The sequence below is a fragment of the Pseudomonas sp. S30_BP2TU TE3576 genome, assembly GCF_050436025.1.
Classification (GTDB): Bacteria; Pseudomonadota; Gammaproteobacteria; order Pseudomonadales; family Pseudomonadaceae; genus Aquipseudomonas.
This window is the reverse complement of sequence record NZ_JBNDLK010000001.1, coordinates 2,304,449-2,328,443: the sequence shown is the minus strand read 5'-3', so window position 1 is coordinate 2,328,443 and position 23,995 is coordinate 2,304,449. Positions and strand designations below refer to the sequence as shown.

General features: G+C 59.8%; 27 protein-coding genes. 15 read left to right on the top strand and 12 right to left on the bottom strand.

All coding sequences use genetic code 11. The features are described 5' to 3' along the window. Nucleotide 1 precedes the first annotated feature (1 nt). The 8 genes from ptsN to ABIA48_RS10580 all read right to left on the bottom strand — a co-directional run bounded on the left by ptsN (nt 2) and on the right by ABIA48_RS10580 (nt 5,878). Complete coding sequence (gene ptsN / locus ABIA48_RS10615; protein WP_007986694.1) at nt 2-466, bottom strand: PTS IIA-like nitrogen regulatory protein PtsN; 465 nt, start codon at nt 464-466, stop codon at nt 2-4. A gap of 12 nt (nt 467-478) precedes the next feature. Beyond that, the gene (gene hpf, locus ABIA48_RS10610; RefSeq protein WP_007941242.1) at nt 479-787 is read right to left on the bottom strand and encodes a ribosome hibernation-promoting factor, HPF/YfiA family; all 309 of its coding nucleotides are present in this window, start codon (nt 785-787) and stop codon (nt 479-481) included. Between the two features lie 74 nt (nt 788-861). Further along, the gene (locus ABIA48_RS10605) at nt 862-2,355 is read right to left on the bottom strand and encodes an RNA polymerase factor sigma-54 (protein WP_204929203.1); all 1,494 of its coding nucleotides are present in this window, start codon (nt 2,353-2,355) and stop codon (nt 862-864) included. A 184-nt stretch (nt 2,356-2,539) separates the two neighbouring features. Beyond that, complete coding sequence (lptB, locus tag ABIA48_RS10600) at nt 2,540-3,265, bottom strand: LPS export ABC transporter ATP-binding protein (protein ID WP_046040048.1); 726 nt, start codon at nt 3,263-3,265, stop codon at nt 2,540-2,542. Next, entirely contained in the window at nt 3,265-3,813 is a 549-nt protein-coding gene (gene lptA, locus ABIA48_RS10595) for a lipopolysaccharide transport periplasmic protein LptA (protein WP_204929204.1), read from the bottom strand. Before lptA ends, lptB begins: the two co-directional genes overlap by 1 nt. Beyond that, nucleotides 3,800-4,372: an LPS export ABC transporter periplasmic protein LptC gene (gene lptC / locus ABIA48_RS10590; RefSeq protein ID WP_429488501.1), complete on the bottom strand. Its 573-nt coding sequence runs from the start codon at nt 4,370-4,372 to the stop codon at nt 3,800-3,802. The genes lptA and lptC overlap by 14 nt, the downstream gene beginning before the upstream one ends. 7 nt (nt 4,373-4,379) lie before the next feature. Beyond that, nucleotides 4,380-4,904, bottom strand: a complete 525-nt coding sequence (locus ABIA48_RS10585) for a KdsC family phosphatase (protein ID WP_429488500.1) — start codon at nt 4,902-4,904, stop codon at nt 4,380-4,382. Then, nucleotides 4,904-5,878, bottom strand: a complete 975-nt coding sequence (locus ABIA48_RS10580; RefSeq protein WP_429488499.1) for a KpsF/GutQ family sugar-phosphate isomerase — start codon at nt 5,876-5,878, stop codon at nt 4,904-4,906. Before ABIA48_RS10580 ends, ABIA48_RS10585 begins: the two co-directional genes overlap by 1 nt. Nucleotides 5,879-6,154: 276 nt before the next feature. On the opposite strand from ABIA48_RS10580, the gene ABIA48_RS10575 reads away from it, so the two are divergent. From ABIA48_RS10575 to hisC, 10 genes are all read left to right on the top strand, one after another. Then, nucleotides 6,155-6,964: an ATP-binding cassette domain-containing protein gene (locus ABIA48_RS10575; RefSeq protein WP_007986707.1), complete on the top strand. Its 810-nt coding sequence runs from the start codon at nt 6,155-6,157 to the stop codon at nt 6,962-6,964. Next, on the top strand, nt 6,964-7,761 hold the full coding sequence (gene mlaE, locus ABIA48_RS10570; RefSeq protein ID WP_429488497.1) for a lipid asymmetry maintenance ABC transporter permease subunit MlaE: 798 nt from the start codon (nt 6,964-6,966) through the stop codon (nt 7,759-7,761). Before ABIA48_RS10575 ends, mlaE begins: the two co-directional genes overlap by 1 nt. Next, complete coding sequence (gene mlaD / locus ABIA48_RS10565) at nt 7,761-8,228, top strand: outer membrane lipid asymmetry maintenance protein MlaD (RefSeq protein WP_056728368.1); 468 nt, start codon at nt 7,761-7,763, stop codon at nt 8,226-8,228. The genes mlaE and mlaD overlap by 1 nt, the downstream gene beginning before the upstream one ends. An 11-nt stretch (nt 8,229-8,239) precedes the next feature. After that, nucleotides 8,240-8,893: an MlaC/ttg2D family ABC transporter substrate-binding protein gene (locus ABIA48_RS10560; protein ID WP_429488494.1), complete on the top strand. Its 654-nt coding sequence runs from the start codon at nt 8,240-8,242 to the stop codon at nt 8,891-8,893. Continuing rightward, nucleotides 8,890-9,195, top strand: a complete 306-nt coding sequence (locus ABIA48_RS10555) for an STAS domain-containing protein (protein ID WP_429488492.1) — start codon at nt 8,890-8,892, stop codon at nt 9,193-9,195. The genes ABIA48_RS10560 and ABIA48_RS10555 overlap by 4 nt, the downstream gene beginning before the upstream one ends. Before the next feature lie 115 nt (nt 9,196-9,310). Further along, on the top strand, nt 9,311-9,550 hold the full coding sequence (locus ABIA48_RS10550) for a BolA family protein (protein ID WP_008070578.1): 240 nt from the start codon (nt 9,311-9,313) through the stop codon (nt 9,548-9,550). A gap of 22 nt (nt 9,551-9,572) precedes the next feature. Further along, nucleotides 9,573-10,838 (top strand): UDP-N-acetylglucosamine 1-carboxyvinyltransferase, encoded by a 1,266-nt coding sequence (gene murA, locus ABIA48_RS10545; protein WP_429488490.1) that lies wholly within the window; start codon nt 9,573-9,575, stop codon nt 10,836-10,838. Nucleotides 10,839-10,966: 128 nt separating this feature from the next. After that, complete coding sequence (gene hisG / locus ABIA48_RS10540) at nt 10,967-11,602, top strand: ATP phosphoribosyltransferase (RefSeq protein WP_007970278.1); 636 nt, start codon at nt 10,967-10,969, stop codon at nt 11,600-11,602. A gap of 125 nt (nt 11,603-11,727) precedes the next feature. Then, nucleotides 11,728-13,053, top strand: a complete 1,326-nt coding sequence (gene hisD, locus ABIA48_RS10535) for a histidinol dehydrogenase (protein WP_429488487.1) — start codon at nt 11,728-11,730, stop codon at nt 13,051-13,053. Between the two features lie 2 nt (nt 13,054-13,055). Further along, the gene (gene hisC, locus ABIA48_RS10530; RefSeq protein ID WP_033063317.1) at nt 13,056-14,108 is read left to right on the top strand and encodes a histidinol-phosphate transaminase; all 1,053 of its coding nucleotides are present in this window, start codon (nt 13,056-13,058) and stop codon (nt 14,106-14,108) included. A gap of 130 nt (nt 14,109-14,238) precedes the next feature. Here hisC and algW read toward each other — a convergent pair whose 3' ends face one another. Continuing rightward, nucleotides 14,239-15,399 carry a Do family serine endopeptidase AlgW gene (gene algW, locus ABIA48_RS10525; protein ID WP_429488485.1) on the bottom strand — a complete coding sequence of 387 codons (1,161 nt, stop codon included), beginning with the start codon at nt 15,397-15,399 and terminating at the stop codon, nt 14,239-14,241. Nucleotides 15,400-15,502: 103 nt separating this feature from the next. Between algW and ABIA48_RS10520 the strand changes: the two genes are divergently transcribed. From ABIA48_RS10520 to cysN, 3 genes are all read left to right on the top strand, one after another. Next, nucleotides 15,503-16,261 carry a Nif3-like dinuclear metal center hexameric protein gene (locus ABIA48_RS10520; RefSeq protein ID WP_429488483.1) on the top strand — a complete coding sequence of 253 codons (759 nt, stop codon included), beginning with the start codon at nt 15,503-15,505 and terminating at the stop codon, nt 16,259-16,261. Between the two features lie 253 nt (nt 16,262-16,514). Continuing rightward, nucleotides 16,515-17,432 (top strand): sulfate adenylyltransferase subunit CysD, encoded by a 918-nt coding sequence (cysD, locus tag ABIA48_RS10515; protein WP_008046199.1) that lies wholly within the window; start codon nt 16,515-16,517, stop codon nt 17,430-17,432. A 9-nt stretch (nt 17,433-17,441) separates the two neighbouring features. Next, nucleotides 17,442-19,340, top strand: a complete 1,899-nt coding sequence (gene cysN / locus ABIA48_RS10510; protein WP_429488481.1) for a sulfate adenylyltransferase subunit CysN — start codon at nt 17,442-17,444, stop codon at nt 19,338-19,340. Nucleotides 19,341-19,510: 170 nt separating this feature from the next. Here the strand turns inward: cysN and ABIA48_RS10505 are convergent, their stop codons facing one another. The 3 genes from ABIA48_RS10505 to ABIA48_RS10495 all read right to left on the bottom strand — a co-directional run bounded on the left by ABIA48_RS10505 (nt 19,511) and on the right by ABIA48_RS10495 (nt 22,904). Next, entirely contained in the window at nt 19,511-20,416 is a 906-nt protein-coding gene (locus tag ABIA48_RS10505; protein WP_429488479.1) for an acyltransferase, read from the bottom strand. Then, a complete protein-coding gene (pta, locus tag ABIA48_RS10500; RefSeq protein WP_429488477.1) occupies nt 20,417-22,516 on the bottom strand; it encodes a phosphate acetyltransferase in 2,100 nt (699 codons plus the stop codon). A gap of 61 nt (nt 22,517-22,577) precedes the next feature. Continuing rightward, on the bottom strand, nt 22,578-22,904 hold the full coding sequence (locus ABIA48_RS10495; RefSeq protein WP_429488475.1) for a DUF3565 domain-containing protein: 327 nt from the start codon (nt 22,902-22,904) through the stop codon (nt 22,578-22,580). Between ABIA48_RS10495 and ABIA48_RS10490 the strand changes: the two genes are divergently transcribed. Together ABIA48_RS10490 and ABIA48_RS10485 are read left to right on the top strand one after the other, a co-directional pair. Further along, nucleotides 22,873-23,358 (top strand): FKBP-type peptidyl-prolyl cis-trans isomerase, encoded by a 486-nt coding sequence (locus ABIA48_RS10490; protein WP_007942189.1) that lies wholly within the window; start codon nt 22,873-22,875, stop codon nt 23,356-23,358. The genes ABIA48_RS10495 and ABIA48_RS10490 overlap by 32 nt on opposite strands. 122 nt (nt 23,359-23,480) lie before the next feature. Next, nucleotides 23,481-23,963, top strand: coding sequence for a glutathione peroxidase (locus ABIA48_RS10485; RefSeq protein ID WP_429488473.1), 483 nt, complete (start codon nt 23,481-23,483; stop codon nt 23,961-23,963). Nucleotides 23,964-23,995: the final 32 nt, after the last annotated feature.

Here is a 23,995-nt window from a genome sequence, read left to right as displayed (position 1 = left end):
ATTACTGACCGTTTTGCTCATCCAGGACTACCTGATACAGGGCTTCGTTGCTTGCAGCATGACGCAGCTTTTCGCGTACATCCTTGCGGTCGAGCATGCTGGCGATCTGTCGCAGCAGTTCAAGGTGCGCATCGGTAGCGGCTTCCGGGACCAGCAGTACGAACAGCAGGTCAACCGGCGCGCCATCGATGGCGTCGAAATCGATAGGGGCGTCCAGGTGCATCAATGCACTGATGGGCGAAACACAGCCCTTGAGACGGCAATGTGGAATAGCGATGCCGTTGCCAAAACCGGTGGAACCGAGTTTTTCACGGGCAATCAGTGCCTCGAAGACATCTTGCATCTCCAGAGCCGGCACTTCGCGGGCGATCAGATTGGCAATTTGTTCGAGAGCTTTCTTTTTACTGCCGCCCGGCACGTTCACCAGGGAACGGCCGGGGGTCAGGATACTTTCAAGTCGGATCATGGGTAGGGAGTGTTAACGACCGGTTGCGCCCTGAAGGAGGCTCTGGGTCTTTTCCTTATGCTTTTTGAGTTGTTTATCCAGCTTGTCGGTGAGTGCGTCGATCGCGGCGTACATATCGGTATGTTCCGCGTTTGCGACCACTTCATTCCCGGGAATATGCAGCGTGGCTTCGATTTTCTGCTTCAGTTTTTCGACGGTCATCGTGACCTGCACATTAGTGATCTTGTCGAAATGTCGCTCCAGTCGTTCGAGTTTTTCGCCGATGTAGGTGCGAAGAGGTTCGGTCACTTCCAGTTGGTGTCCACTGATGTTGACTTGCATACAGCTTCTCCTTCGTTGCCAGTGCATAAAGCGGTAGATCAGATGATCTACCACTGGAACGCTGTGGCGTGGCCCTACATCAACCGCTTGCGTTCACTCGAAGGCGCGATCCCGAGGGATTCGCGGTACTTGGCGACGGTACGGCGGGCCACCTGAATGCCTTGTGCCTCCAGTAAACCAGCGATCTTGCTGTCACTCAACGGCTTTTTCTGATTTTCCGCGGCAACCAGTTTTTTGATGATCGCGCGGATCGCCGTGGACGAGCATTCACCGCCTTCGGAGGTGCTTACATGACTGGAGAAAAAGTATTTCAGTTCATAAATGCCCCGGGGGGTGTGCATGAACTTCTGGGTGGTCACCCGTGAAATCGTCGACTCATGCATGCCGACTGCTTCGGCGATGTCATGCAGGACCAGCGGCTTCATGGCTTCGTCGCCATATTCGAGGAACCCGCGCTGATGCTCGACGATCTGGGTGGCCACTTTCATCAGGGTTTCATTACGGCTTTGCAGGCTCTTGATGAACCAGCGGGCCTCCTGCAACTGATTGCGCATGAAGGTGTTATCGGCACTGGTGTCGGCGCGGCGCACAAAACCGGCGTACTGGGCGTTGACCCTTAGCCGTGGCACCGATTCCTGATTCAGCTCCACCAGCCAGCGCTCGTTGTCCTTGCGCACGATAACGTCAGGAACGACGTACTCGGCTTCAGTGGACTCGATCTGCGAGCCTGGGCGTGGGTTGAGGCTCTGGACCAGCTCGATGACCTGGCGCAGTTCATCTTCCTTGAGCTTCATGCGGCGCATCAACTGGCTGTAGTCGCGGCTGCCAAGCAGGTCGATGTAGTCGGTGACCAGGCGCTTGGCCTCGGCCAGCCAAGGGGTTTTGGCAGGCAGCTGGCGCAGTTGCAGCAGCAGGCATTCGCCCAGATTGCGGGCGCCGATGCCGGCGGGCTCGAATTGCTGGATGCGATGCAGGACAGCTTCGATTTCGTCCAGTTCTATGTCCAGTTCCGGATCGAAGGCTTCGAGGATCTCCTCGAGGGTTTCATCCAGATAGCCCTGATTGTTGATGCAGTCGATCAGGGTCACGGCGATCAGACGATCGGTGTCGGACATCGGGGCCAGGTTCAGTTGCCACAGCAAGTGGCTTTGCAGGCTTTCGCCGGCCGAGGTGCGGGTGGTGAAGTCCCACTCGTCATCATCATTGCTGGGCAGGCTGCTGGCGCTGGTCTGGTAAACGTCTTCCCACGCGGTGTCGACGGGGAGTTCGTTGGGGATGCGCTCGTTCCAGTCGCCCTCATCGAGGCTGTCAACCGTCGGGGCGCTTTCCTGGTAGGAGGGTTCCTGAATGTCGGTGTTGGGCTTTTGTTCGGTGTTGTCGGCCAAGGGGTCGGAATTGTCGAAGTCGTCGCCTTCTTCCTGGCGTTCGAGCATCGGATTGGACTCCAGGGCCTCCTGGATTTCCTGTTGCAGGTCCAGGGTCGACAATTGGAGCAGGCGGATGGCCTGTTGCAGCTGCGGTGTCATCGTCAGCTGCTGGCCCATTCTCAAGACTAGCGATGGTTTCATGGCAGGGGCTTAACACCTTAATTCGCCGGCGCACATGCGCCATCCACTACAGGGCGCCGGGGCGCCAAACATAAGCAAATTATATGCCCGAAACTGAAGTGTTTGCCTAGAGCGCAGTAACAATAAAAACCTGTTGATTTTTATTGTTACTGCGGTCTGGCATTCGCCATGACTGCTTCAGCGCTTACAGGCGGAACTCATGGCCAAGGTACACTTCCTTGACCAGGTTGTTGGCCAGGATGGTTTCAGCGTCACCTTCGGCGATCAACTGGCCGTCGTTGACGATATAGGCCGTTTCGCAGATATCCAGGGTTTCACGAACGTTGTGGTCCGTGATCAGCACGCCAATGCCTTTGGCCTTGAGGTGGTAAATAATCTGTTTGATGTCGCCGACCGAAATCGGGTCCACGCCGGCGAAGGGTTCGTCGAGGAGGATGAATTTCGGATTGGTGGCCAGGGCGCGGGCGATTTCCACGCGACGGCGCTCACCGCCGGACAGGCTCATGCCGAGGTTGTCGCGGATGTGGCTGATGTGGAATTCCTGCAGCAGGCTTTCCAGTTCCTTTCGACGACCAGCCTTGTCGAGTTCCTTGCGGGTCTCGAGGATGGCCATAATGTTGTCGGCTACCGACAGTTTGCGAAAGATCGATGCTTCTTGCGGCAAGTAGCCGATACCGGCCTTTGCGCGGCCGTGCATCGGCTGGTGGCTGACGTCGAGGTCGTCGATCAGGACGCGGCCCTGGTCGGCCTGTACCAGGCCGACGATCATGTAGAAGCAAGTGGTTTTGCCGGCACCGTTGGGGCCAAGCAGGCCGACGATCTGACCGCTGTCGATGGATAGGCTGACATCGCGCACGACCTGGCGGCTCTTGTAGCTCTTGGCCAGATGCTGAGCTTTCAGAGTTGCCATTACTGGGCCTTTTGCTCGTCGGTTTTCTTTTTCGGCTGGATCACCATGTCGATGCGCGGGCGCGACTCGGTGACCTTGCTGCCCGTGGCGCGACCGGCGCTGGCGAGCTTCTTGACCGTGTCGTAGACGATTTTTTCGCCTTGGGTGACGTTGTTGTCCTTGTCGACAACTTTGGCCTTGTCGATCAGTACGACGCGGTTTTGCGCGGCGTGATACTGGATGGTCACGCCCCAGCCCTGAACAGGCTTGGTATCGCCGGCCGTTTGCAATTGCTCGAAGTACGCCAGATTGCCCACCGAGGTCACTACGTCGATGTCACCGGTCGGAGTGCGGGTGATGGTAACGGTGTTGCCTGTCACCTTCATCGAGCCTTGGGTGATGATCACGTCACCCTTATAGGTGGCGATACCTTGCTTGTCGTCCAGTTGGGCATCGTCGGCCTGAATGCGGATAGGCTGCTGTTGATCTTCCGGCAGAGCCCAGGCGCTCACGCTTCCCAGTGCTGCGCTCAGACTGAGCAAAATCGGGAGGGTTTTAACGAGCCTCATACTGTCCTCTTACGTTCGATAGCAGGTGTATCCTGCTTTCTTTCAAATACGCCTTCATTCCCTTGCCAGTCGATACACCGCCAGCGCCGTCGATTCTAACGTCTTGCTCGGTCTGCGCATATTGCTGCTGCGGGAACACGGTCATGCGGGTGCTGGTGATCAGGGTCTTGCGGTTTTTCTCGTCGAAACGCGTGATACGCACGTCATCGATCAGTTCGACCTGTGTGCCGTCAGGGTTGACCTCGCCGTGCAGGCTCTGGACGTGCCACGGAAATTCAGTGCCGCGGAACACATTCAGGTCGGGGTTGGTCAACAATGTCACCTCGGTCGCTTTCAGGTGCTCGACCTTGTCGGACACCAGATCATATTGCAGCTTGCCGTCCGGCAGGTACTGCACGCTGTGGGCGTTGATGGCGTAATAGTCGATCGCGCTTTCATCGACCGGCGTTACCGGCTTGTCGAGAAAGCGTTCCGGGCTGATGTTCCAGTAGCCAACCGCGGCGAAAATCGCCACGATGCAACTGAACAGCAGGGTGTTGCGAAACTTTTTGCTCAGCATAGTGGGCTCACAGGTACGCCGTATTGGCCGCATCGAGGCGGTCCTGGGCGCGCAGGATCAATTCGCAGAATTCGCGAGCGGCACCTTCGCCGCCACGGGCGAGGGTGATGCCGTGAGCGTGTTCACGCACGAAACTGGCGGCATTGGCCACTGCCATGCCCAGGCCGACGCGGCGAATCACCGGAAGGTCCGGCAGATCATCGCCGAGGTAGGCAACCTGTTCATAGCTCAGATTGAGTTGGGCCAATAGCTCATCGAGTACCACCAGTTTGTCTTCACGTCCCTGATACAGATGCGGGATACCGAGGTTCCTGGCTCGCCGTTCGACCACCGGGGTCTTGCGGCCACTGATGATGGCCGTCTGCACGCCGGCAGCCATCAGCATCTTGATGCCCTGGCCGTCGAGTGTGTTGAACGTCTTGAATTCGCTGCCGTCTTCGAGGAAGTACAGGCGCCCATCGGTCAGCACGCCATCGACATCGAACACCGCCAGTTTGATCTGTTTGCCGCGTTGCAGCAGGTCTGCACTCATTACATTACTCCTGCGCGCAGCAAGTCGTGCATGTTCAAGGCGCCGACCGGGCGGTCTTCGCTGTCGACCACGACCAGCGCGTTGATCTTGTGGTCTTCCATGATTTTCAGCGCTTCGGCGGCGAGCATCTCGGCACGCGCGGTCTTGCCATGGGCTGTCATGACCTGGTCGATGCAGGCACTGTGGATGTCGATGCTGCGGTCCAGTGTGCGGCGCAAGTCACCGTCGGTGAAGATTCCGGCCAGTTTGCCGTCGGCTTCCAGGATGACGGTCATGCCCAGGCCCTTGCGGGTCATTTCCATCAGGGCATCCTTGAGCAGGGTGCCGCGCTGGACCTGCGGCAGTTCCTGGCCTGCGTGCATGACATTTTCCACTTTCAGCAGCAGGCGTCGGCCCAGGGCGCCGCCGGGATGGGAAAAAGCGAAGTCTTCGGCGGTAAAGCCACGCGCTTCCAGCAGCGCGACTGACAGGGCGTCGCCCATGACCAGTGCGGCGGTGGTCGACGAGGTGGGTGCCAGGTTCAACGGGCAGGCCTCGTGCTCGACGTGGACGTTCAGGTTGACCTCGGCGGCTTTGGCCAGCGGCGAGTCAGGATTGCCGGTCATGCTGATCAACTGAATGCCCAGGCGCTTGATCAGTGGCAGCAGGGTAACGATTTCATTGGTGGAACCGGAGTTCGAGAGCGCCAGAATGATGTCGTCGCGGGTAATCATGCCCATGTCACCGTGGCTGGCTTCAGCCGGGTGCACAAAAAATGCCGTGGTGCCGGTGCTGGCCAGGGTCGCGGCAATCTTGTTGCCGATGTGCCCCGACTTGCCCATGCCGACCACGACCACGCGGCCTTTGCTGGCCAGAATCATCTCGCAAGCGCGTACGAAATCTGCGTCGATATGGGGTAGCAGGCCTTGCACGGCTTCTACTTCGAGGCGGATGGTGCGTTGTGCTGATTGAATCAGGTCGCTGGATTGGCTCATGTCAGAAATCGTATAGCCTGATGAAAAGGCGGCGATTATAGCGGTTATGATCGAATCCCTCACGCAAGTTCGTCGCGCATTGTTATTTTCAGTTACCGGAAACCTTCTAAATGGGGCTTTCAAGCTGACATGCAGTTGAACATGACCCGGCTTTGGCCTTGGGGACGCAGCCTTTGCAGTGGTATAGTTCGCCGCCAGTTCGGCCTGCCCGGGAGGTATGTGCTTTTGTCAGAAAGCCAGGCGTCCGAGTGAGAGGCTGCATCGCAAGGAGTTTAGATGAGTGCCGATAACGCCTACGCGGTCGAGCTGAAGGGACTGTCCTTCAAGCGCGGTGCGCGCAGCATTTTCAACAATGTCGATATCCGTATCCCTCGCGGCAAGGTCACCGGCATCATGGGACCTTCCGGGTGTGGCAAGACCACGCTTTTGCGTCTGATGGGCGCCCAGTTGCGGCCCACCAAGGGCGAAGTCTGGGTCAATGGTCAGAACCTGCCAAAACTGTCGCGCAGCGATCTGTTCGATGCGCGCAAGCATATGGGCGTGCTGTTTCAGAGCGGTGCCCTGTTTACCGACCTCGATGTCTTCGAAAACGTCGCCTTCCCATTGCGTGTCCATACGCAACTGCCGGATGAAATGATCCGCGACATCGTCCTGCTCAAGCTGCAGGCCGTGGGCTTGCGGGGCGCCATCGAGCTGATGCCCGATGAGCTTTCCGGCGGCATGAAGCGCCGTGTTGCGCTGGCGCGGGCGATTGCCCTCGACCCACAGATTCTCATGTACGACGAGCCCTTTGTTGGCCAGGACCCTATCGCAATGGGCGTTCTGGTGCGTCTGATTCGCCTGCTCAACGATGCGCTGGGCATCACCAGCATCGTGGTATCCCATGACCTGGCCGAGACCGCGAGCATTGCCGATTACATTTATGTGGTGGGCGATGGTCAGGTGTTGGGGCAGGGCACGCCGGACGAGTTGATGAACTCGGATGAGCCGCGCATTCGTCAGTTCATGACCGGCGAACCCGACGGCCCGGTCCCGTACCACTTTCCAGCGACGGATTACCGCGCAGATCTTCTGGGGAAGCGCTGATGCGCAGAATTTCATTGATAGAGCGCGTTCGCCGCTTCGGTCAGGCCGGCATCGATGCGTTGGCGGTGTTCGGGCGTTCGAGCTTGTTCCTGTTCCATGCCTTGCTCGGCCGCGGCGGTATCGGTGGCAGCTTCGGGCTGCTGGTCAAGCAGTTGCATTCGGTGGGCGTGATGTCCCTGGTGATCATCGTGGTCTCCGGGGTGTTCATCGGCATGGTGCTGGCGCTGCAGGGCTTCAACATTCTCTCCAGCTATGGCTCAGAGCAGGCTGTCGGGCAGATGGTTGCCCTGACGCTGCTGCGTGAACTGGGGCCGGTGGTGACTGCTTTGCTGTTCGCCGGGCGCGCAGGTTCCGCGCTGACCGCCGAAATCGGCAATATGAAGTCCACCGAGCAGTTGTCCAGCCTGGAAATGATCGGGGTTGACCCGCTCAAGTACATCATCGCACCACGCCTGTGGGCCGGTTTTATTTCCCTGCCGGTGCTGGCGATGATTTTCAGTGTCGTGGGTATCTGGGGCGGCTCGTGGGTAGCTGTCGACTGGCTGGGGGTCTATGAGGGCTCCTACTGGTCGAACATGCAGAACAGCGTGACGTTCACCGACGATGTGCTCAACGGGATCATCAAAAGTATCGTCTTTGCCTTTGTCGTGACCTGGATTGCCGTATTCCAAGGCTATGATTGCGAACCCACTTCCGAGGGGATCAGTCGTGCCACTACCAAAACCGTTGTATATGCCTCGTTGGCAGTACTCGGCCTGGACTTTATTCTGACCGCCTTGATGTTTGGAGATTTCTGATGCAAAACCGCACCCTGGAAATCGGTGTCGGCCTTTTCTTGCTGGCTGGCATCCTGGCTTTGCTCTTGTTGGCGTTGCGGGTCAGCGGCCTGTCCCCGAGCCCGAGCACCGACACCTATAAACTTTATGCCTACTTCGACAATATCGCCGGTTTGACTGTCAGAGCAAAGGTGACCATGGCCGGTGTGACCATCGGCAAGGTCACGGCCATCGATCTGGATCGCGACAGTTTCACCGGTCGGGTGACCATGCAGCTGGAAAAACGCATCGATAATCTTCCGGCGGACTCTACTGCATCTATCCTGACTGCTGGCCTGTTGGGCGAGAAGTACATCGGTATTAGCGTGGGTGGGGAAGACACCCTGCTCAAGGATGGTGGAACCATCCATGACACGCAGTCATCGCTGGTGCTCGAAGACCTGATCGGTAAATTTCTTCTCAATACCGTTAGCAAAGAAGCTAAATGAGGAACTGGTAAATGATCTCTATCTTGCGACGTGGCCTGTTGGTACTGCTCGCGGCGCTGCCACTGGTGGCCAATGCCGTGGCGTCACCTTCCGCGCACGATCTGGTACAGGACACCACTAACCGGATGCTGGCCGATCTGGCGGCCAACAAAGAAAAGTACAAGCAGGATCCGCAGGACTTCTATACGGCGCTAAACGACATCGTCGGGCCGGTGGTGGATGCCGAGGGTATTTCCAAGAGCATCATGACGGTCAAATACTCGAAGAAAGCTACGCCTGCGCAGATGAAAACCTTCGAAGAAAACTTCAAGAAGGGTCTGTTCCAGTTCTATGGCAATGCCTTGCTGGAGTACAACAACCAGGGCATCACCGTTGAACCTGCCAAGGACGAGTCGGGCAACCGTACCAGCGTCGGCATGACCGTCAAGGGCAGCAGCGGCTCGATCTATCCAGTGTCCTACACGCTGGAAAAGATCAACGGCGAGTGGAAGCTGCGTAACGTCATCATCAACGGCATCAATATCGGCAAGCTGTTCCGCGATCAGTTCGCCGACGCGATGCAGCGCAATGGCAATGACCTGGACAAGACCATCAATGGTTGGGCCGGGGAAGTCGCCAAGGCCAAGGAAGCCACCGACAAGAAACCAGGGCAGTCAGCCCAATGAGTGAATCGGCAGTCCAGATGGATGAAGCGGGCGAGTTGCGACTCAGCGGCGTGCTGGATTACCGCACCGGCCCTGGCCTGCGCGAGCAGGGCAAGGCGCTGATCAAGGCCAGCAAGGCCGTGGCGCTGGTGGTCGATTGCTCGGCGGTGACCAAGTCCAGCAGTGTCGGTTTGTCGTTGCTGCTGTGTTTCATCCGCGATGCGCAGGAGGCCGGCAAGGCCCTGAGCATCCGTGGGATGCCGGACGACATGCGTGAAATCGCTCAGGTCAGCGAAATGACCGAGCTGTTGGCGCATCCCTGAACCGCATCTATAAAGAAGCCCCCCGTCAGAGTCCTGTGAATGCGGGGTTCGCAGGCGCGGGGCTTTTTTGTATGATGTCCGACCCGCGCGCACAGGGCGCCGATTGAGGTTGAGCATGCAGGCCGTAGAAGTGAAGAGCTTCCTTGAAGGAAAGCTGCCAGGAATTCAGGTAGAAGTTGAAGGCGAAGGCTGCAACTTTCAGCTGAACGTGATTAGCGATGAACTGGCGGCACTGAGCCCGGTCAAGCGTCAGCAAAGCATCTATGCCCATTTGAACCCGTGGATCGCCGATGGCAGCATCCATGCGGTCACTATGAAATTTTTCAGCAGCGCGGCCTGGGCCGAGCGCACCTGAGCCCAAGGGCGTCGAGATTCTTATGGATAAATTGATTATTACTGGCGGTGCTCGTCTTGACGGCGAAATCCGCATCTCCGGGGCAAAGAACTCTGCCCTGCCGATCCTGGCTGCCACCTTGCTGTGCGATGGCCCGGTGACCGTGGCCAACCTGCCACACCTGCACGACATCACCACCATGATCGAGCTGTTCGGCCGCATGGGCATCGAGCCGGTGATCGACGAGAAACTCGCCGTCGAAATCGACCCGCGCACCATCAAGACCCTGGTCGCACCGTACGAACTGGTTAAAACCATGCGTGCGTCGATCCTGGTGCTGGGTCCGATGGTTGCCCGTTTCGGTGAAGCCGAAGTCGCCTTGCCTGGCGGTTGCGCCATTGGTTCGCGTCCAGTCGACCTGCACATCCGTGGCCTTGAAGCCATGGGCGCGGTCATTGACGTCGAAGGCGGCTACATCAAGGCCAAGGCGCCTGAAGGCGGCCTGCGCGGCGCGCACTTCTTCTTCGATACCGTCAGTGTGACCGGTACCGAGAACATCATGATGGCCGCCGCCCTGGCCAAGGGTCGCAGCGTACTGGCCAACGCCGCGCGCGAACCTGAAGTGGTCGACCTGGCGAACTTCCTGAACGCCATGGGTGCCAAGGTTTCCGGCGCTGGCACCGACACCATCACCATCGATGGCGTCGAGCGTCTGCACACCACCACTTATAAAGTTATGCCCGACCGTATCGAAACCGGCACCTATCTGGTGGCAGCGGCGGTAACCGGCGGCCGTGTGAAGGTCAAGGATACGGATCCGACCATCCTCGAAGCCGTTCTGGAAAAACTCCGGGAGTCCGGTGCCGAAATCACCTGCGGCGAAGACTGGATCGAGCTGAACATGCACGGCAAGCGTCCGAAAGCCGTCAACGTGCGGACCGCTCCGTACCCGGCGTTCCCGACCGACATGCAGGCGCAGTTCATCTCCCTCAACGCCATTGCCGAAGGCACCGGCGCTGTGATCGAGACGATCTTCGAAAACCGCTTCATGCACGTCTACGAACTGCACCGCATGGGCGCCAAGATCCAGGTCGAGGGCAACACTGCCATCGTCACCGGCACCGAGAAGCTCAAGGGCGCGCCAGTGATGGCGACCGACCTGCGTGCTTCGGCCAGCCTGGTGATCTCGGCCCTGGTTGCTGAGGGCGACACCCTGATCGACCGCATCTACCATATAGACCGTGGCTACGAGTGCATCGAAGAAAAACTGCAGATGCTGGGCGCCAGGATCCGTCGCGTTCCGGGCTAGTTTCTGCTGCATGGGCACAGGGAGGTGTCCGTTGGATTGTTGTAGGTCGAGCCGGTTTCCGGCTCGATGCGTGTCCGGCGCCGATTGCGACCGGGCATAAGATTCCTGATTAAGGGCTGACGTTTCCCATGCTGACTATCGCACTGTCCAAGGGCCGCATCCTTGACGACACCCTGCCGCTTCTGGCTGAAGCGGGCATCGTGCCGACCGAGAATCCGGACAAGAGCCGCAAGCTGATCATCCCCACGACCCAGGACGATGTCCGTCTGCTGATCGTGCGTGCTACCGATGTGCCGACCTATGTCGAACATGGTGCTGCCGACCTCGGCGTCGCCGGTAAAGATGTGCTGATGGAATACGGCGGCCAGGGCCTGTACGAGCCGCTGGACCTGCAAATCGCCCAGTGCAAGCTGATGACCGCCGGTAAAGTCGGCGCGGTCGAGCCCAAGGGCCGCCTGCGTATCGCCACCAAGTTCGTCAACGTCGCCAAGCGCTACTACGCCGAACAGGGTCGTCAGGTCGACATCATCAAGCTCTATGGCTCGATGGAGCTGGCGCCGCTGATCGGTCTGGCAGACAAGATCATCGACGTGGTCGACACCGGTAACACGCTGCGGGCCAACGGCCTGGAGCCACAGGATTTCATCGCGGCCATCAGCTCCCGGCTGATCGTCAACAAGGCTTCGATGAAAATGCAGCACGCCCGTATCCAGGCGTTGATCGACACCTTGCGCAAGGCAGTGGAGTCTCGACACCGCGGCTGATTCACCTGCGCGACCGCAAGGCGCGCCGTCTATCCGCCTCATAGCCAGAATTCTCAGGTGCCCAAGCGGATCGAATGTTAGCTTCGGGCGCCTGAGTTTTTTGCCATTCCTATGAGGCTCTCGCTATGACCGCACTGACTGCAATTCGCCGACTCAACGCTGCTGACCCGGATTTCGCACATCATCTGGATCATCTGCTGAGCTGGGAAAGTGTGTCTGACGACTCGGTCAATCAGCGAGTGCTGGACATCATCAAGGCCGTGCGCGAGCGTGGCGACGCGGCACTGGTGGAATTCACCCGGCAGTTCGACGGCCTGGACGTGGCGTCCATGGCGGACCTGATCCTGCCGCGCGAGCGACTGGAACTGGCGCTCACGCGCATCTCCGTGGCCCAGCGTGAAGCCCTGGAAGTCGCCGCGGCTCGTGTGCGCAGCTACCACGAAAAACAGAAGCAGGAATCCTGGAGCTACACCGAGGCCGACGGCACCGTGCTGGGCCAGAAAGTCACGCCGCTGGACCGTGCGGGTCTGTACGTGCCAGGCGGCAAGGCGTCGTACCCGTCGTCGGTGTTGATGAACGCGATTCCGGCCAAGGTCGCCGGCGTCACCGAAGTGGTCATGGTCGTACCGACCCCGCGCGGTGAAATCAATGAGCTGGTGCTGGCCGCGGCCTGCATCGCCGGTGTCGACCGTGTGTTCACCATCGGGGGCGCCCAGGCCGTCGCGGCGCTGGCTTACGGCACCGAAAGCGTGCCGAAGGTCGACAAGGTCGTCGGCCCGGGCAACATCTATGTGGCTACCGCCAAGCGCCACGTGTTTGGCCAGGTCGGTATCGACATGATCGCCGGCCCTTCGGAAATCCTCGTGGTGTGCGACGGCCAGACCGATCCGGACTGGATTGCCATGGACCTGTTCTCCCAGGCCGAGCACGATGAAGACGCCCAGGCCATTCTGGTCAGCCCCGATGCCGAGTTCCTCGACAAGGTCGCCGCCAGCATCGCCAAGTTGATGCCGACCATGGAGCGTGCCGCGATTATCGAAACCTCGATCAATGGCCGTGGTGCGCTGATCAAGGTTCGCGACATGGAGCAAGCCATCGAAGTGGCCAACCGCATCGCGCCGGAGCACCTCGAGTTGTCCGTTGCCGATCCACAAGCCTGGTTGCCGCACATCCGCCACGCCGGTGCAATCTTCATGGGCCGTCACACATCCGAAGCCCTGGGTGATTACTGCGCCGGCCCGAACCACGTGTTGCCGACCTCCGGTACTGCACGGTTTTCTTCGCCGCTGGGCGTGTATGACTTCCAGAAACGTTCGTCGATCATCTTCTGCTCCGAGCAGGGCGCGTCCGTTCTGGGCAAGACCGCATCCGTGCTGGCCCGTGGCGAGTCGTTGACCGCCCACGCGCGTAGCGCCGAATACCGTATCGTTGACGACAAGCAGGTGAAATGAAGATGAGTAAATTCTGGAGCCCATTCGTCAAGGATCTGGTGCCTTACGTGCCGGGCGAGCAGCCCAAGCTGACCAAACTGGTCAAGCTCAACACCAACGAAAACCCCTACGGCCCATCGCCGAAAGCCCTCGCGGCGATGCAAACCGAACTGAATGACAACCTGCGTCTGTACCCGGACCCGAACAGCGATGTGCTCAAGCAAGCCGTCGCCAGGTACTACGGCGTGCAAGGCAATCAGGTGTTTCTCGGCAACGGTTCCGATGAAGTGCTGGCGCACATCTTCCACGGTTTGCTGCAGCACGATCAGCCGCTATTGTTCCCGGACATCAGCTACAGCTTCTATCCGGTTTACTGCGGGTTGTATGGCATCAAGTTCGATGCGGTGCCGCTGGACGAGCAGTTCCGGATCAACCCGGCGGACTACGCCAGACCGAATGGCGGGATCATTTTCCCTAACCCGAATGCACCGACCGGTTGCCTGTTGGCGCTGGAGGCGGTCGAGCAGATCCTCAAGGCCAGCCCGGATTCCGTGGTCGTGGTGGACGAGGCTTACATCGATTTCGGCGGAGAAACGGCGATTACGCTGGTGGACCGCTATCCAAACCTGCTGGTGACCCAGACCCTGTCCAAGTCCCGCTCCCTGGCCGGTCTGCGGGTTGGCCTGGCGGTCGGGCATCCGGACCTGATCGAGGCGCTGGAGCGGATCAAGAACAGCTTCAACTCCTATCCGCTGGACCGTATGGCCAATGTCGGTGCAGCCGCCGCATTCGAGGATCGCGAGTATTTCGACAAGACCTGCCGTTTGGTCATCGAGCACCGTGAATGGGTGATTGCGCAGCTGGAAGGGAAGGGCTTTGAAGTGCTGCCGTCGGCGGCGAATTTCATTTTCGCCCGTCACCCCCGGCACGATGCGGCAGGTATCGCGGCTAAATTGCGCGAACAGGGCGTGATTGTCCGGCACTTCAAGCAGGCGCGGATTGCCCAGTTCCTGCGGATCTCCATCGGCACGCCTGAGCAGAACCAGGCGCTGATCGACGGCCTAGGCGACCTTTAACTCACGGCCAACCCTGTGGGTGTGGGAGCGGGCTTGCTCGCGAAAGCGGTGTGTCAGTTAACTTTTGCGTCGACTGACACACCGCTTTCGCGAGCAAGCCCGCTCCCACAAGGGTTTGTGGGTTGGCCAGTTACTCTTCTTCTTTCTCTTGGACCGGTGCCGGTGGCGGACGCAAACCGATTTCCGCGGTCAGCTTGAGTTCGTTGCCGTTGCGCATCACCTGGATCGTGACCTTGTCCGTCGGCTTGATCCGCGCCACCTGATTCATCGAGCGACGGCCATCGCCGGCCGGTTCGCCGTCGATGGAAAGAATCACATCACCTAATTGCAGGCCGGCCTTCTGTGCCGGACCATCACGGAAAATCCCCGCCACGACAATGCCCGGACGCCCGGACAAGCCGAACGATTCGGCCAATTCCTGGGTCAGCGGCTGCACTTCGATACCCAGCCAGCCACGAATCACCTGGCCGTGCTCGATGATCGACTTCATCACTTCCATCGCCAGCTTCACCGGGATCGCGAAACCGATGCCCTGGGAGCCGCCGGACTTGGAGAAGATTGCTGTGTTGATGCCGGTCAGGTTGCCGTTGGCATCTACCAGTGCACCGCCGGAGTTACCCGGGTTGATCGCCGCATCGGTCTGGATGAAGTCTTCGTAGTTGTTCAGGCCCAGTTGATTGCGCCCGGTGGCGCTGATGATGCCCATGGTCACGGTCTGGCCGACGCCGAACGGGTTGCCGATGGCCAGCGCGACATCGCCGATGCGGAGGTTGTCGGAGCGACCGACGGTAATCGAAGGCAGGGATTTCAGATCGATTTTCAGTACCGCGAGATCGGTTTCCGGGTCGCTGCCGATCACCCTGGCCAGTGTTTCACGACCGTCCTTGAGGGCCACAACGATCTGGTCGGCGCCGCTGGTTACGTGGTTGTTGGTCAGGATGTAGCCTTCCGGGCTCATGATCACGCCGGAGCCGAGGCTCGACTCCATGCGTTTCTGCTTGGGCGAGTTGTCGCCAAAGAAGCGGCGGAACTGTGGATCTTCGAACAACGGATGGCTGGGTTTGTTGATGACTTTGGTGGTGTACAGGTTCACCACCGACGGCGCGGCGGTGGTTACCGCGTCGGCATAGGACACCGGGCCCTGCTGCATGCTGGTGGTTTGCGGGGCTTGCTGCAGATTGACGTCGAGGCTTGGAAGCCCGACCCACTGCGGGTAACGCTGGATGATTAACAGAGCGACAAGCACGCCAGCCAACAGCGGCCAGCCGGAAAAACGCAGCGCCTTGAGCATTAAGCACGTCCTGAGAGAGTTGCAGGCGGTCTAAGACCGCTCATAATGACGCGCATTATACGAGGCCGCGCGCGCCTCTGAACGGGATATTTAGGAGTCTTTTATGGCCGTCGCCCTGAGCACCCTGGTCGAAGAAGCCGACCGTTACCTCAGCAGTTCGAAAATTGCCGATTATTGCCCCAACGGCCTGCAAGTCGAGGGTCGGCCGCAGGTGATGCGCATCGTTAGTGGTGTGACTGCCAGCCAGGCCTTGCTCGACGCTGCCGTGGAGGCCAATGCCGACCTGGTACTGGTGCATCACGGCTACTTCTGGAAGGGCGAGAACCCGTGCATCACCGGCATGAAACAACGCCGCCTGAAAACCTTGCTCAAGCACGATATCAGCCTGTTGTCCTATCACCTGCCGCTGGATCTGCACCCGGACGTCGGCAATAACGTGCAGCTCGCGCGGCAGCTCGACATCACCGTCGAAGGGCCGCTGGATCCGGACAATCTGAAGATTGTCGGCCTGGTCGGCTCGCTGAATGACCCGATGACGCCCCGGGATTTCGCCCGCCGCGTCCAGGAAGTGACGGGCCGTGAGCCGCTGTTGATCGAAGGCAGTGCAATGATCCGCAGCGTCGGCTGGTGCACTGGTGGTGGCCAGGGTTACATCGATCAGGCCATTCTGGCAGGCGTCGATCTGTACCTCAGCGGCGAGGCTTCCGAGCAAACTTTCCACAGTGCCCGGGAGAACGACATCAGTTTTATCGCCGCCGGTCACCACGCGACCGAGCGCTACGGCGTTCAGGCGTTGGGGGATTACCTGGCGCGACGCTTTGCGCTGGAGCACATCTTCATCGATTGCCCGAATCCGATTTGAGGTACGCCATCGATCCAAATGTGGGAGCGGGCTTGCTCGCGAATGCGCTGTGTCAGTCGACATCAGTGTTGGATGTCAGTCCGCCTTCGCGAGCAAGCCCGCTCCCACAGGGTTCTGCTGTGCCCAAACGGGCAGGCATATTCATATGCTCTTTCGATCTAGTTGGCGTCCTGATTAGAAGAGGTCGCTGTGCTAGGATCCCCGCTCGAACACGGCCCGCTGGCCGTTCATAAGAAAGCTTTCGTGAGTAGCCATGGTCGACAAACTGACGCATCTGAAACAGCTGGAGGCGGAAAGCATCCACATCATCCGCGAGGTGGCCGCCGAGTTCGACAACCCGGTGATGTTGTACTCCATCGGTAAAGACTCCGCCGTGATGCTGCATCTGGCACGCAAGGCGTTCTTCCCGGGCAAGCTGCCGTTTCCGGTGATGCACGTCGACACTCGCTGGAAATTCAAGGAGATGTACAGCTTCCGCGACAAGATGGTCGCCGAGCTGGGCCTCGACCTGATCACCCACGTCAACCCGGACGGCGTGGCGCAAGACATCAACCCGTTCACCCACGGCAGCGCCAAGCACACCGACATCATGAAGACCGAGGGCCTGAAGCAGGCACTCGACAAGTATGGTTTCGACGCAGCATTCGGCGGCGCCCGTCGCGATGAAGAGAAATCCCGCGCCAAGGAGCGCGTGTACTCGTTCCGCGACAGCAAGCACCGCTGGGACCCGAAAAACCAGCGTCCCGAGCTGTGGAACGTGTACAACGGCAAGGTCAACAAGGGTGAGTCTATCCGCGTCTTCCCGCTGTCGAACTGGACCGAGCTGGACATCTGGCAGTACATCTACCTTGAGGGCATCCCGATCGTTCCGTTGTACTTCGCCGCCGAGCGTGAAGTCATCGAGAAGAACGGCACGCTGATCATGATCGACGACGAGCGCATCCTCGAGCACCTGAGCGACGAAGACAAAGCGCGCATCGTCAAAAAGAAAGTGCGTTTCCGTACCCTTGGTTGCTACCCGTTGACGGGCGCGGTGGAGTCCGAGGCCGAAAGCCTCACGGACATCATTCAGGAAATGCTCCTGACGCGAACTTCCGAGCGCCAGGGCCGTGTCATCGACCACGATGGCGCCGGCTCGATGGAAGACAAAAAACGTCAAGGTTATTTCTAAGGGGCTGTCATGTCGCATCAATCTGATTTGATCAGCGAGGACATCCTCGCCTACCTGGGCCAGCACGAACGTAAAGAGCTGCTGCGCTTCCTGACCTGCGGTAACGTCGACGACGGCAAGAGCACCCTGATCGGGCGCCTGCTGCACGACTCCAAGATGATCTACGAAGATCACCTGGAAGCGATTACCCGCGACTCGAAAAAAGTCGGCACCACCGGTGAAGACATCGACCTGGCGTTGCTGGTCGACGGCCTGCAGGCCGAGCGTGAACAAGGCATCACCATCGATGTCGCGTACCGCTATTTCTCCACCGCCAAGCGCAAATTCATCATTGCCGACACCCCCGGCCATGAGCAGTACACCCGCAACATGGCCACCGGTGCCTCCACCTGTGACCTGGCGATCATCCTGGTCGACGCCCGTTACGGCGTGCAGACCCAGACCCGTCGCCACAGCTTCATCGCCTCGCTGCTGGGCATCAAGCACATCGTTGTGGCCATCAACAAGATGGACCTCAAGGACTTCGACCAGGGCGTGTTCGAGTCGATCAAGGCCGATTACCTGCAGTTTGCCGAAGGCTTGAAGATGAAGCCCACCACGATGCACTTCGTGCCGATGTCGGCTTTGAAGGGCGACAACGTGGTGAACAAGTCCGAGCGTTCGCCGTGGTACACCGGCCAGTCGCTGATGGAAATCCTCGAGACCGTGGAAGTGGCGGGCGATCGCAACTTCACCGACCTGCGTTTCCCGGTGCAGTACGTCAACCGTCCGAACCTGAACTTCCGTGGTTTCGCCGGTACGCTGGCCAGCGGCATCGTCAAGAAGGGCGACGAAGTCGTGGTGCTGCCGTCGGGCAAGAGCAGCCGCGTGAAATCCATCGTCACCTTCGAAGGTGAACTGGAGCACGCCGGTCCTGGTCAGGCAGTAACGCTGACCATGGAAGACGAAATCGACATCTCCCGTGGTGACCTGTTGGTGCATGCCGACAACGTGCCGCCGGTGACTGACAGCTTCGAGGCGATGCTGGTGTGGATGGCTGAAGAGCCGATGCTGCCGGGCAAGAAATACGACATCAAGCGCGCTACCAGTTACGTGCCGGGTTCCATCGCCAGCATCGTCAACAAGGTCGACGTGAATACCCTGGAAGAGGGTCCGGCCAGCGCGTTGCAACTGAACGAAATCGGCAAGGTCAAGATCGCGCTGGATGCGCCGATTGCCCTCGACGGTTACGACAGCAACCGCACCACCGGCGCGTTCATCATCATCGACCGCCTGACCAACGGCACCGTCGGTGCCGGCATGATCATCGCCCAACCGTTGGTACATGGCACCAGCACGCACCACGGCAAACTGGCTCACGTCGCCACCGAAGAACGCGCACAGCGTTTTGGCCAACAACCGGCCACCGTGTTGTTCAGCGGCTTGTCGGGCGCGGGCAAGAGCACTCTGGCGTATGCGGTTGAACGCAAGCTGTTCGACCTTGGCCGTGCGGTGTTCGTGCTCGATGGCCAGAACCTGCGTCACGACCTGAACAAAGGTCTGCCACAGGATCGCGCCGGGCGTACCGAGAACTGGCGTCGTGCCGCACACGTTGCGCGTCAGTTCAACGAAGCCGGTTTGCTGACCCTGGCGGCGTTCGTTGCGCCGAGTGCCGAAGGTCGTGAACAGGCCCGGGAACTGATCGGCAAGGAACGTCTGCTGACAGTCTACGTCCAGGCTTCGCCGACGGTTTGCGCCGAGCGTGATCCGCAAGGCCTGTACGCGGCGGCCGGGGATAACATCCCGGGCGAATCCTTCCCGTACGACGTGCCGCTGGATGCCGACCTGGTGATCGACACCCAGTCCGTGTCGCTGGAGGAAGGCGTCAAGCAAGTGCTGGCTCTACTGCGTGAGCGTGGGGCGATCTAAGCCTCAGTCGTAATGAAAAACCCGCCGATGAGTGATCATCGGCGGGTTTTTTTGTGCCTTGTGATATTCAAATGTGGGAGCGGGCTTGCTCGCGAATGCAGCGTGTCATTCAACATTGATGCTGGCTGATGATCCACCGCTTTCGCGAGCAAGCCCGCTCCCACAGAGGATCAGTGTTTGCCTGGATATTCGCGATGCATCTGCGCCAGCAACGCATCCTTGTCCTGCCACAGCTGATTGATCCAGCCCTGAAATTGCAGGCGGTATTCACCGTCCTGGTCATAGTTCTTGCCGATGAACTGCGGCGGAATTCTCAGCTCTTCAAAGTGCACCACCACGTCCGCAACGTTCCCGCACAACAAATCCCAAAAACCAGGACGCCCGGCGGGGTAGTGGATGGTCACGTTGACCAGGGATTCAAGCTGCTCGCCCATCGCATCGAGCACAAAGGCAATGCCTCCGGCCTTGGGCTTGAGCAGGTACTTGAAGGGTGACTGCTGTTGCTTGTGCTTGCCCGCGGTGAAGCGCGTGCCTTCGACGAAGTTGAAAATGCCCACCGGGTTGTCGCGGAACCTCGCACAGGTCTTGCGGGTGGTTTCCAGGTCCTTGCCTTTCTTTTCCGGGTGTTTCTCCAGATAGGCCTTGGAGTAGCGCTTCATGAACGGAAAGCCCAGCGCCCACCAGGCCAGACCGATCACCGGGACCCAGATCAGCTCCTGCTTGAGAAAGAACTTCAGCGGTTGAATGCGCCGGTTGAGTACGTATTGCAGCACCAGGATATCGACCCAGCTCTGGTGGTTGCTGGTGATCAGGTACGAGTGCCGATAGTCGAGGCCCTGCAGGCCGCTGATGTGCCAGCGCGTGCGGCGCACCAGGTTCATCCAGCCTTTGTTGTTGCTGATCCAGGCTTCGTGGGTATGGCTCATCAGCCAACCCGCGATACGCTGGGTGAAGGCGAACGGCAAGACCTTGACGAGCGCCACGCAGAACAGGAACGAGCACAGCAGAATCGTGTTCAATGCCAACAGCAGCGAGGTGGTTACACCGCGCAAAGGGGCGGGTAGGAAGTCCAGCATTTACACATCCATAGGTCGATTGGCGGCTTGAATCGCGGTCAGGGCGATGGTGTAGACGATGTCATCGACCTGCGCGCCGCGCGGCAAATCGTTCACCGGTTTGCGCAGGCCTTGCAGCATCGGCCCGAGGCTGACGCAGTCGGCGCTGCGCTGTACGGCTTTGTGCGTGGTGTTGCCGGTGTTGAGATCGGGGAACACGTACACCGTGGCACGCCCGGCCACTTGACTGTTCGGCGCCAATTGCCGGGCCACGCTTTCGTTGGCGGCGGCGTCGTACTGCAAGGGGCCGTCGATCAGCAGCGAGTGCTGTTGTTCGTGGGCGAGCAGGGTGGCCTCGCGGACCTTCTCGACCTCTTCGCCGCTGGCCGAGTCGCCACTGGAGTAGCTGATCATCGCCACCCGTGGCGTGATGCCGAATGCTGCGGCCGAGTCAGCGCTTTGCAGGGCGATCTCGGCCAGTTCGCTGGCACTCGGGTGCGGGTTCATCACGCAGTCGCCGTAGATCAGCACTTCTTCGGGGAACAGCATGAAGAACACCGACGACACCAGGGTGCAGCCCGGCGCCGTTTTAATCAGCTGCAGGGCCGGGCGGATGGTGTTGGCGGTGGTGTTGATCACACCCGACACGAGGCCGTCGACCTCATCCAGGGCCAGCATCATGGTGCCGATGACCACGGTGTCTTCCAGTTGTTGTTCGGCCATTGGCGCATTGAGGCTTTTGCTTTTGCGCAGCGCGACCATCGGCTCGACATAACGCTCGCGGATCGAGTCCGGATCGATGATTTCCAGTCCCGGTGGCAACTCGATGCCCTGGGCGCGGGCGACGGCCTGCACGTCCTCGGGCTTGGCCAGCAACACACAGCGAGCGATGCCACGGGCCTGGCAGATCGCGGCAGCCTGCACGGTCAGCGGTTCGCTGCCTTCGGGCAGCACGATGCGCTTGTTGGCCGCCTGGGCGCGCTGGATCAATTGATAGCGGAAAACCGCTGGCGACAGGCGCATCTCCCGTGGTGTACCGCAGCGCTGATGCAGCCAGTCGGCATCGAGATGGCCCGCGATGAAATCGGTGATGATTTCGGCGCGCTCGCGGTCGTCGATGGGGATTTCCTTGTTCAGGCCATTGAGCAGGTTGGCGGTGTCATAGGAGCCGGTACTCACCGACAGCACCGGCAACCCGGCCTGCAGGGCGCCCCGGCACAGGTCCATGATGCGTGGGTCGGGCAGGGTGTCGCTGGTCAGCAGCAGGCCGGCGAGCGGCACGCCGTTCAAGGCCGCGAGGCTGACGGCGAGGATGATGTCGTCGCGGTCGCCGGGGGTCACCACCAGCACACCGGGCTTGAGCAGCTCCACGGTGTTGCGCATGGTGCGGGCGCAAATGATGATTTTGGTCATGCGCCGGGTTTCATAGTCACCGGCGTTGAGTACTTGCGCGCCCATCAGGTCGGCGACGTCGCGGGTGCGCGGGGCGTTCAGTTCCGGCTGGAACGGAATGCAGCCGAGCAAGCGGAAATCACCACTGCGCAGCAACGGCGAATGCTCTTTCAGGCGCGTGGCGAAGGCGTCCATGCTTTCGTCGGTCTTGACCTTGTTGAGGATCACACCGAGGACTTTCGGGTCTTTCGGGCCGCCGAACAATTGCGCCTGCAACTCGACGCGTCCGGAAAGCTCGGTCAGCACTTCGTTTTCCGGTGCCGAGACCAGGATCACCTCGGCGTCGAGGCTCTTGGCCAGATGCAGATTGACCCGCGCGGCATAGCTGGCGCTACGGGTCGGCACCATGCCTTCGACGATCAGCACGTCCTTGCCGATGGCCGCCTGCTGATACAGGGTGATGATTTCTTCGAGCAATTCATCGAGCTGGCCGTCGCCGAGCATGCGCTCGACATGGGCCAGGCCCAGTGGCTGAGGCGGTTTCAAGCCGTGGGTACGCGCCACCAGTTCGGTGGAACGTTCCGGGCCCGTGTCACCCGGATGCGGCTGGGCAATCGGTTTGAAAAAGCCGACCTTGAGCCCGGCGCGCTCAAGGGTGCGTACCAGCCCGAGGCTGATGGAGGTCAGACCCACACCAAAATCGGTGGGCGCGATAAAAAAAGTTTGCATGCGGATTCTCTGGAGGGTGCATGGCAATGGTCACGACCTATGGCTGGTCGATTACCGAAATTCAGTCGCCAAGGTTATCGCTAACCGAGCCTTGTGCGCACCAACCGCAGGCAAAGGGCTGGCCTATTTTTTCCTGGCGCTGTGCAGGGTCCATGACCCAGGCCCGGGATTGCCATGGCGGCTGGTGCCGCAGGTGTTGGGTGTGGCCGCAGGAAAGCTCGGCCACCCAGTGTCCGTCCTCGTCCTGATGGAAGCCTGTGATCGTCGAATCCCGTTTGTCCGGGTTGTGTTCGCTTTCGGACGATTGCTTCGCTAAACTTGGCCTTTCAATCTTCTTATGCAAAAGGTCTCGCCCCATGCTGATCGCCGCCAATAAGGCTGTCTCCATCGACTATACCCTGACCAACGACGCTGGTGAGGTCATCGACAGCTCCGCCGGCGGCGCGCCGCTGGTCTACCTGCAAGGCGCAGGCAACATCATCCCGGGCCTGGAAAAGGCTCTGGAAGGCAAGGCCGTCGGCGATGAGCTGACTGTAGCCGTTGAACCGGAAGACGCTTACGGCGAATACGCGGCCGAACTGGTCAGCACCCTGAGCCGTAGCATGTTCGAAGGCGTCGACGAACTGGAAGTGGGCATGCAGTTCCACGCTTCCGCTCCGGACGGCCAGATGCAGATCGTGACCATCCGTGATCTGGACGGCGACGACGTGACCGTTGACGGCAACCACCCGTTGGCCGGCCAGCGCCTGAATTTCCAGGTCAAGATCGTTGCCATCCGTGACGCCAGCCAGGAAGAAATCGCTCATGGCCACGTCCATGGCGAAGGTGGCCATCACCACTGATTTCTGCGCTAAGCTCAGATAACTGGAGAGGCGCCCCGAGGGCGCCTTTTTAGTCTGCGGCTGTCCCTGACGACACCGCCAAGTGGCTGTTTCGAGAAGAACACGGGAATCTGGAGGACGTCATGAGTGCTTTTCACGACCTTAAATTGACAGCCCTGGATGGCCAGGAGCTACCTCTGGCGCCTTTCAAAGGCCAAGTCGTGCTGGTGGTCAACGTGGCCTCCAAATGCGGCTTGACCCCGCAGTACGCGGCGCTGGAAAACCTCTATCAGCAATTCAAGGCCAAAGGCTTCAGCGTGCTGGGCCTGCCGTGCAATCAGTTTGCCGGGCAGGAACCGGGGAGCGAACGGGAGATCAAGGAATTCTGCAGCCTCAACTATGGCGTGAGCTTTCCGTTGTCCAGCAAGCTGGAAGTCAACGGGCATGACCGCCATCAGTTGTACCGCTTGCTGGCGGGCGAGGGCGCGGAGTTTCCTGGTGACATCACCTGGAACTTCGAGAAGTTCCTGCTGGGCAAGGACGGCCGCGTACTGGCGCGGTTCTCGCCACGCACGGCGCCGGATGATCCGACCATCGTTCACGCGATTGAAAAAGCGCTGAGCTGATTCCCTCCTGTAGGAGCGAGCTTGCTCGCGAT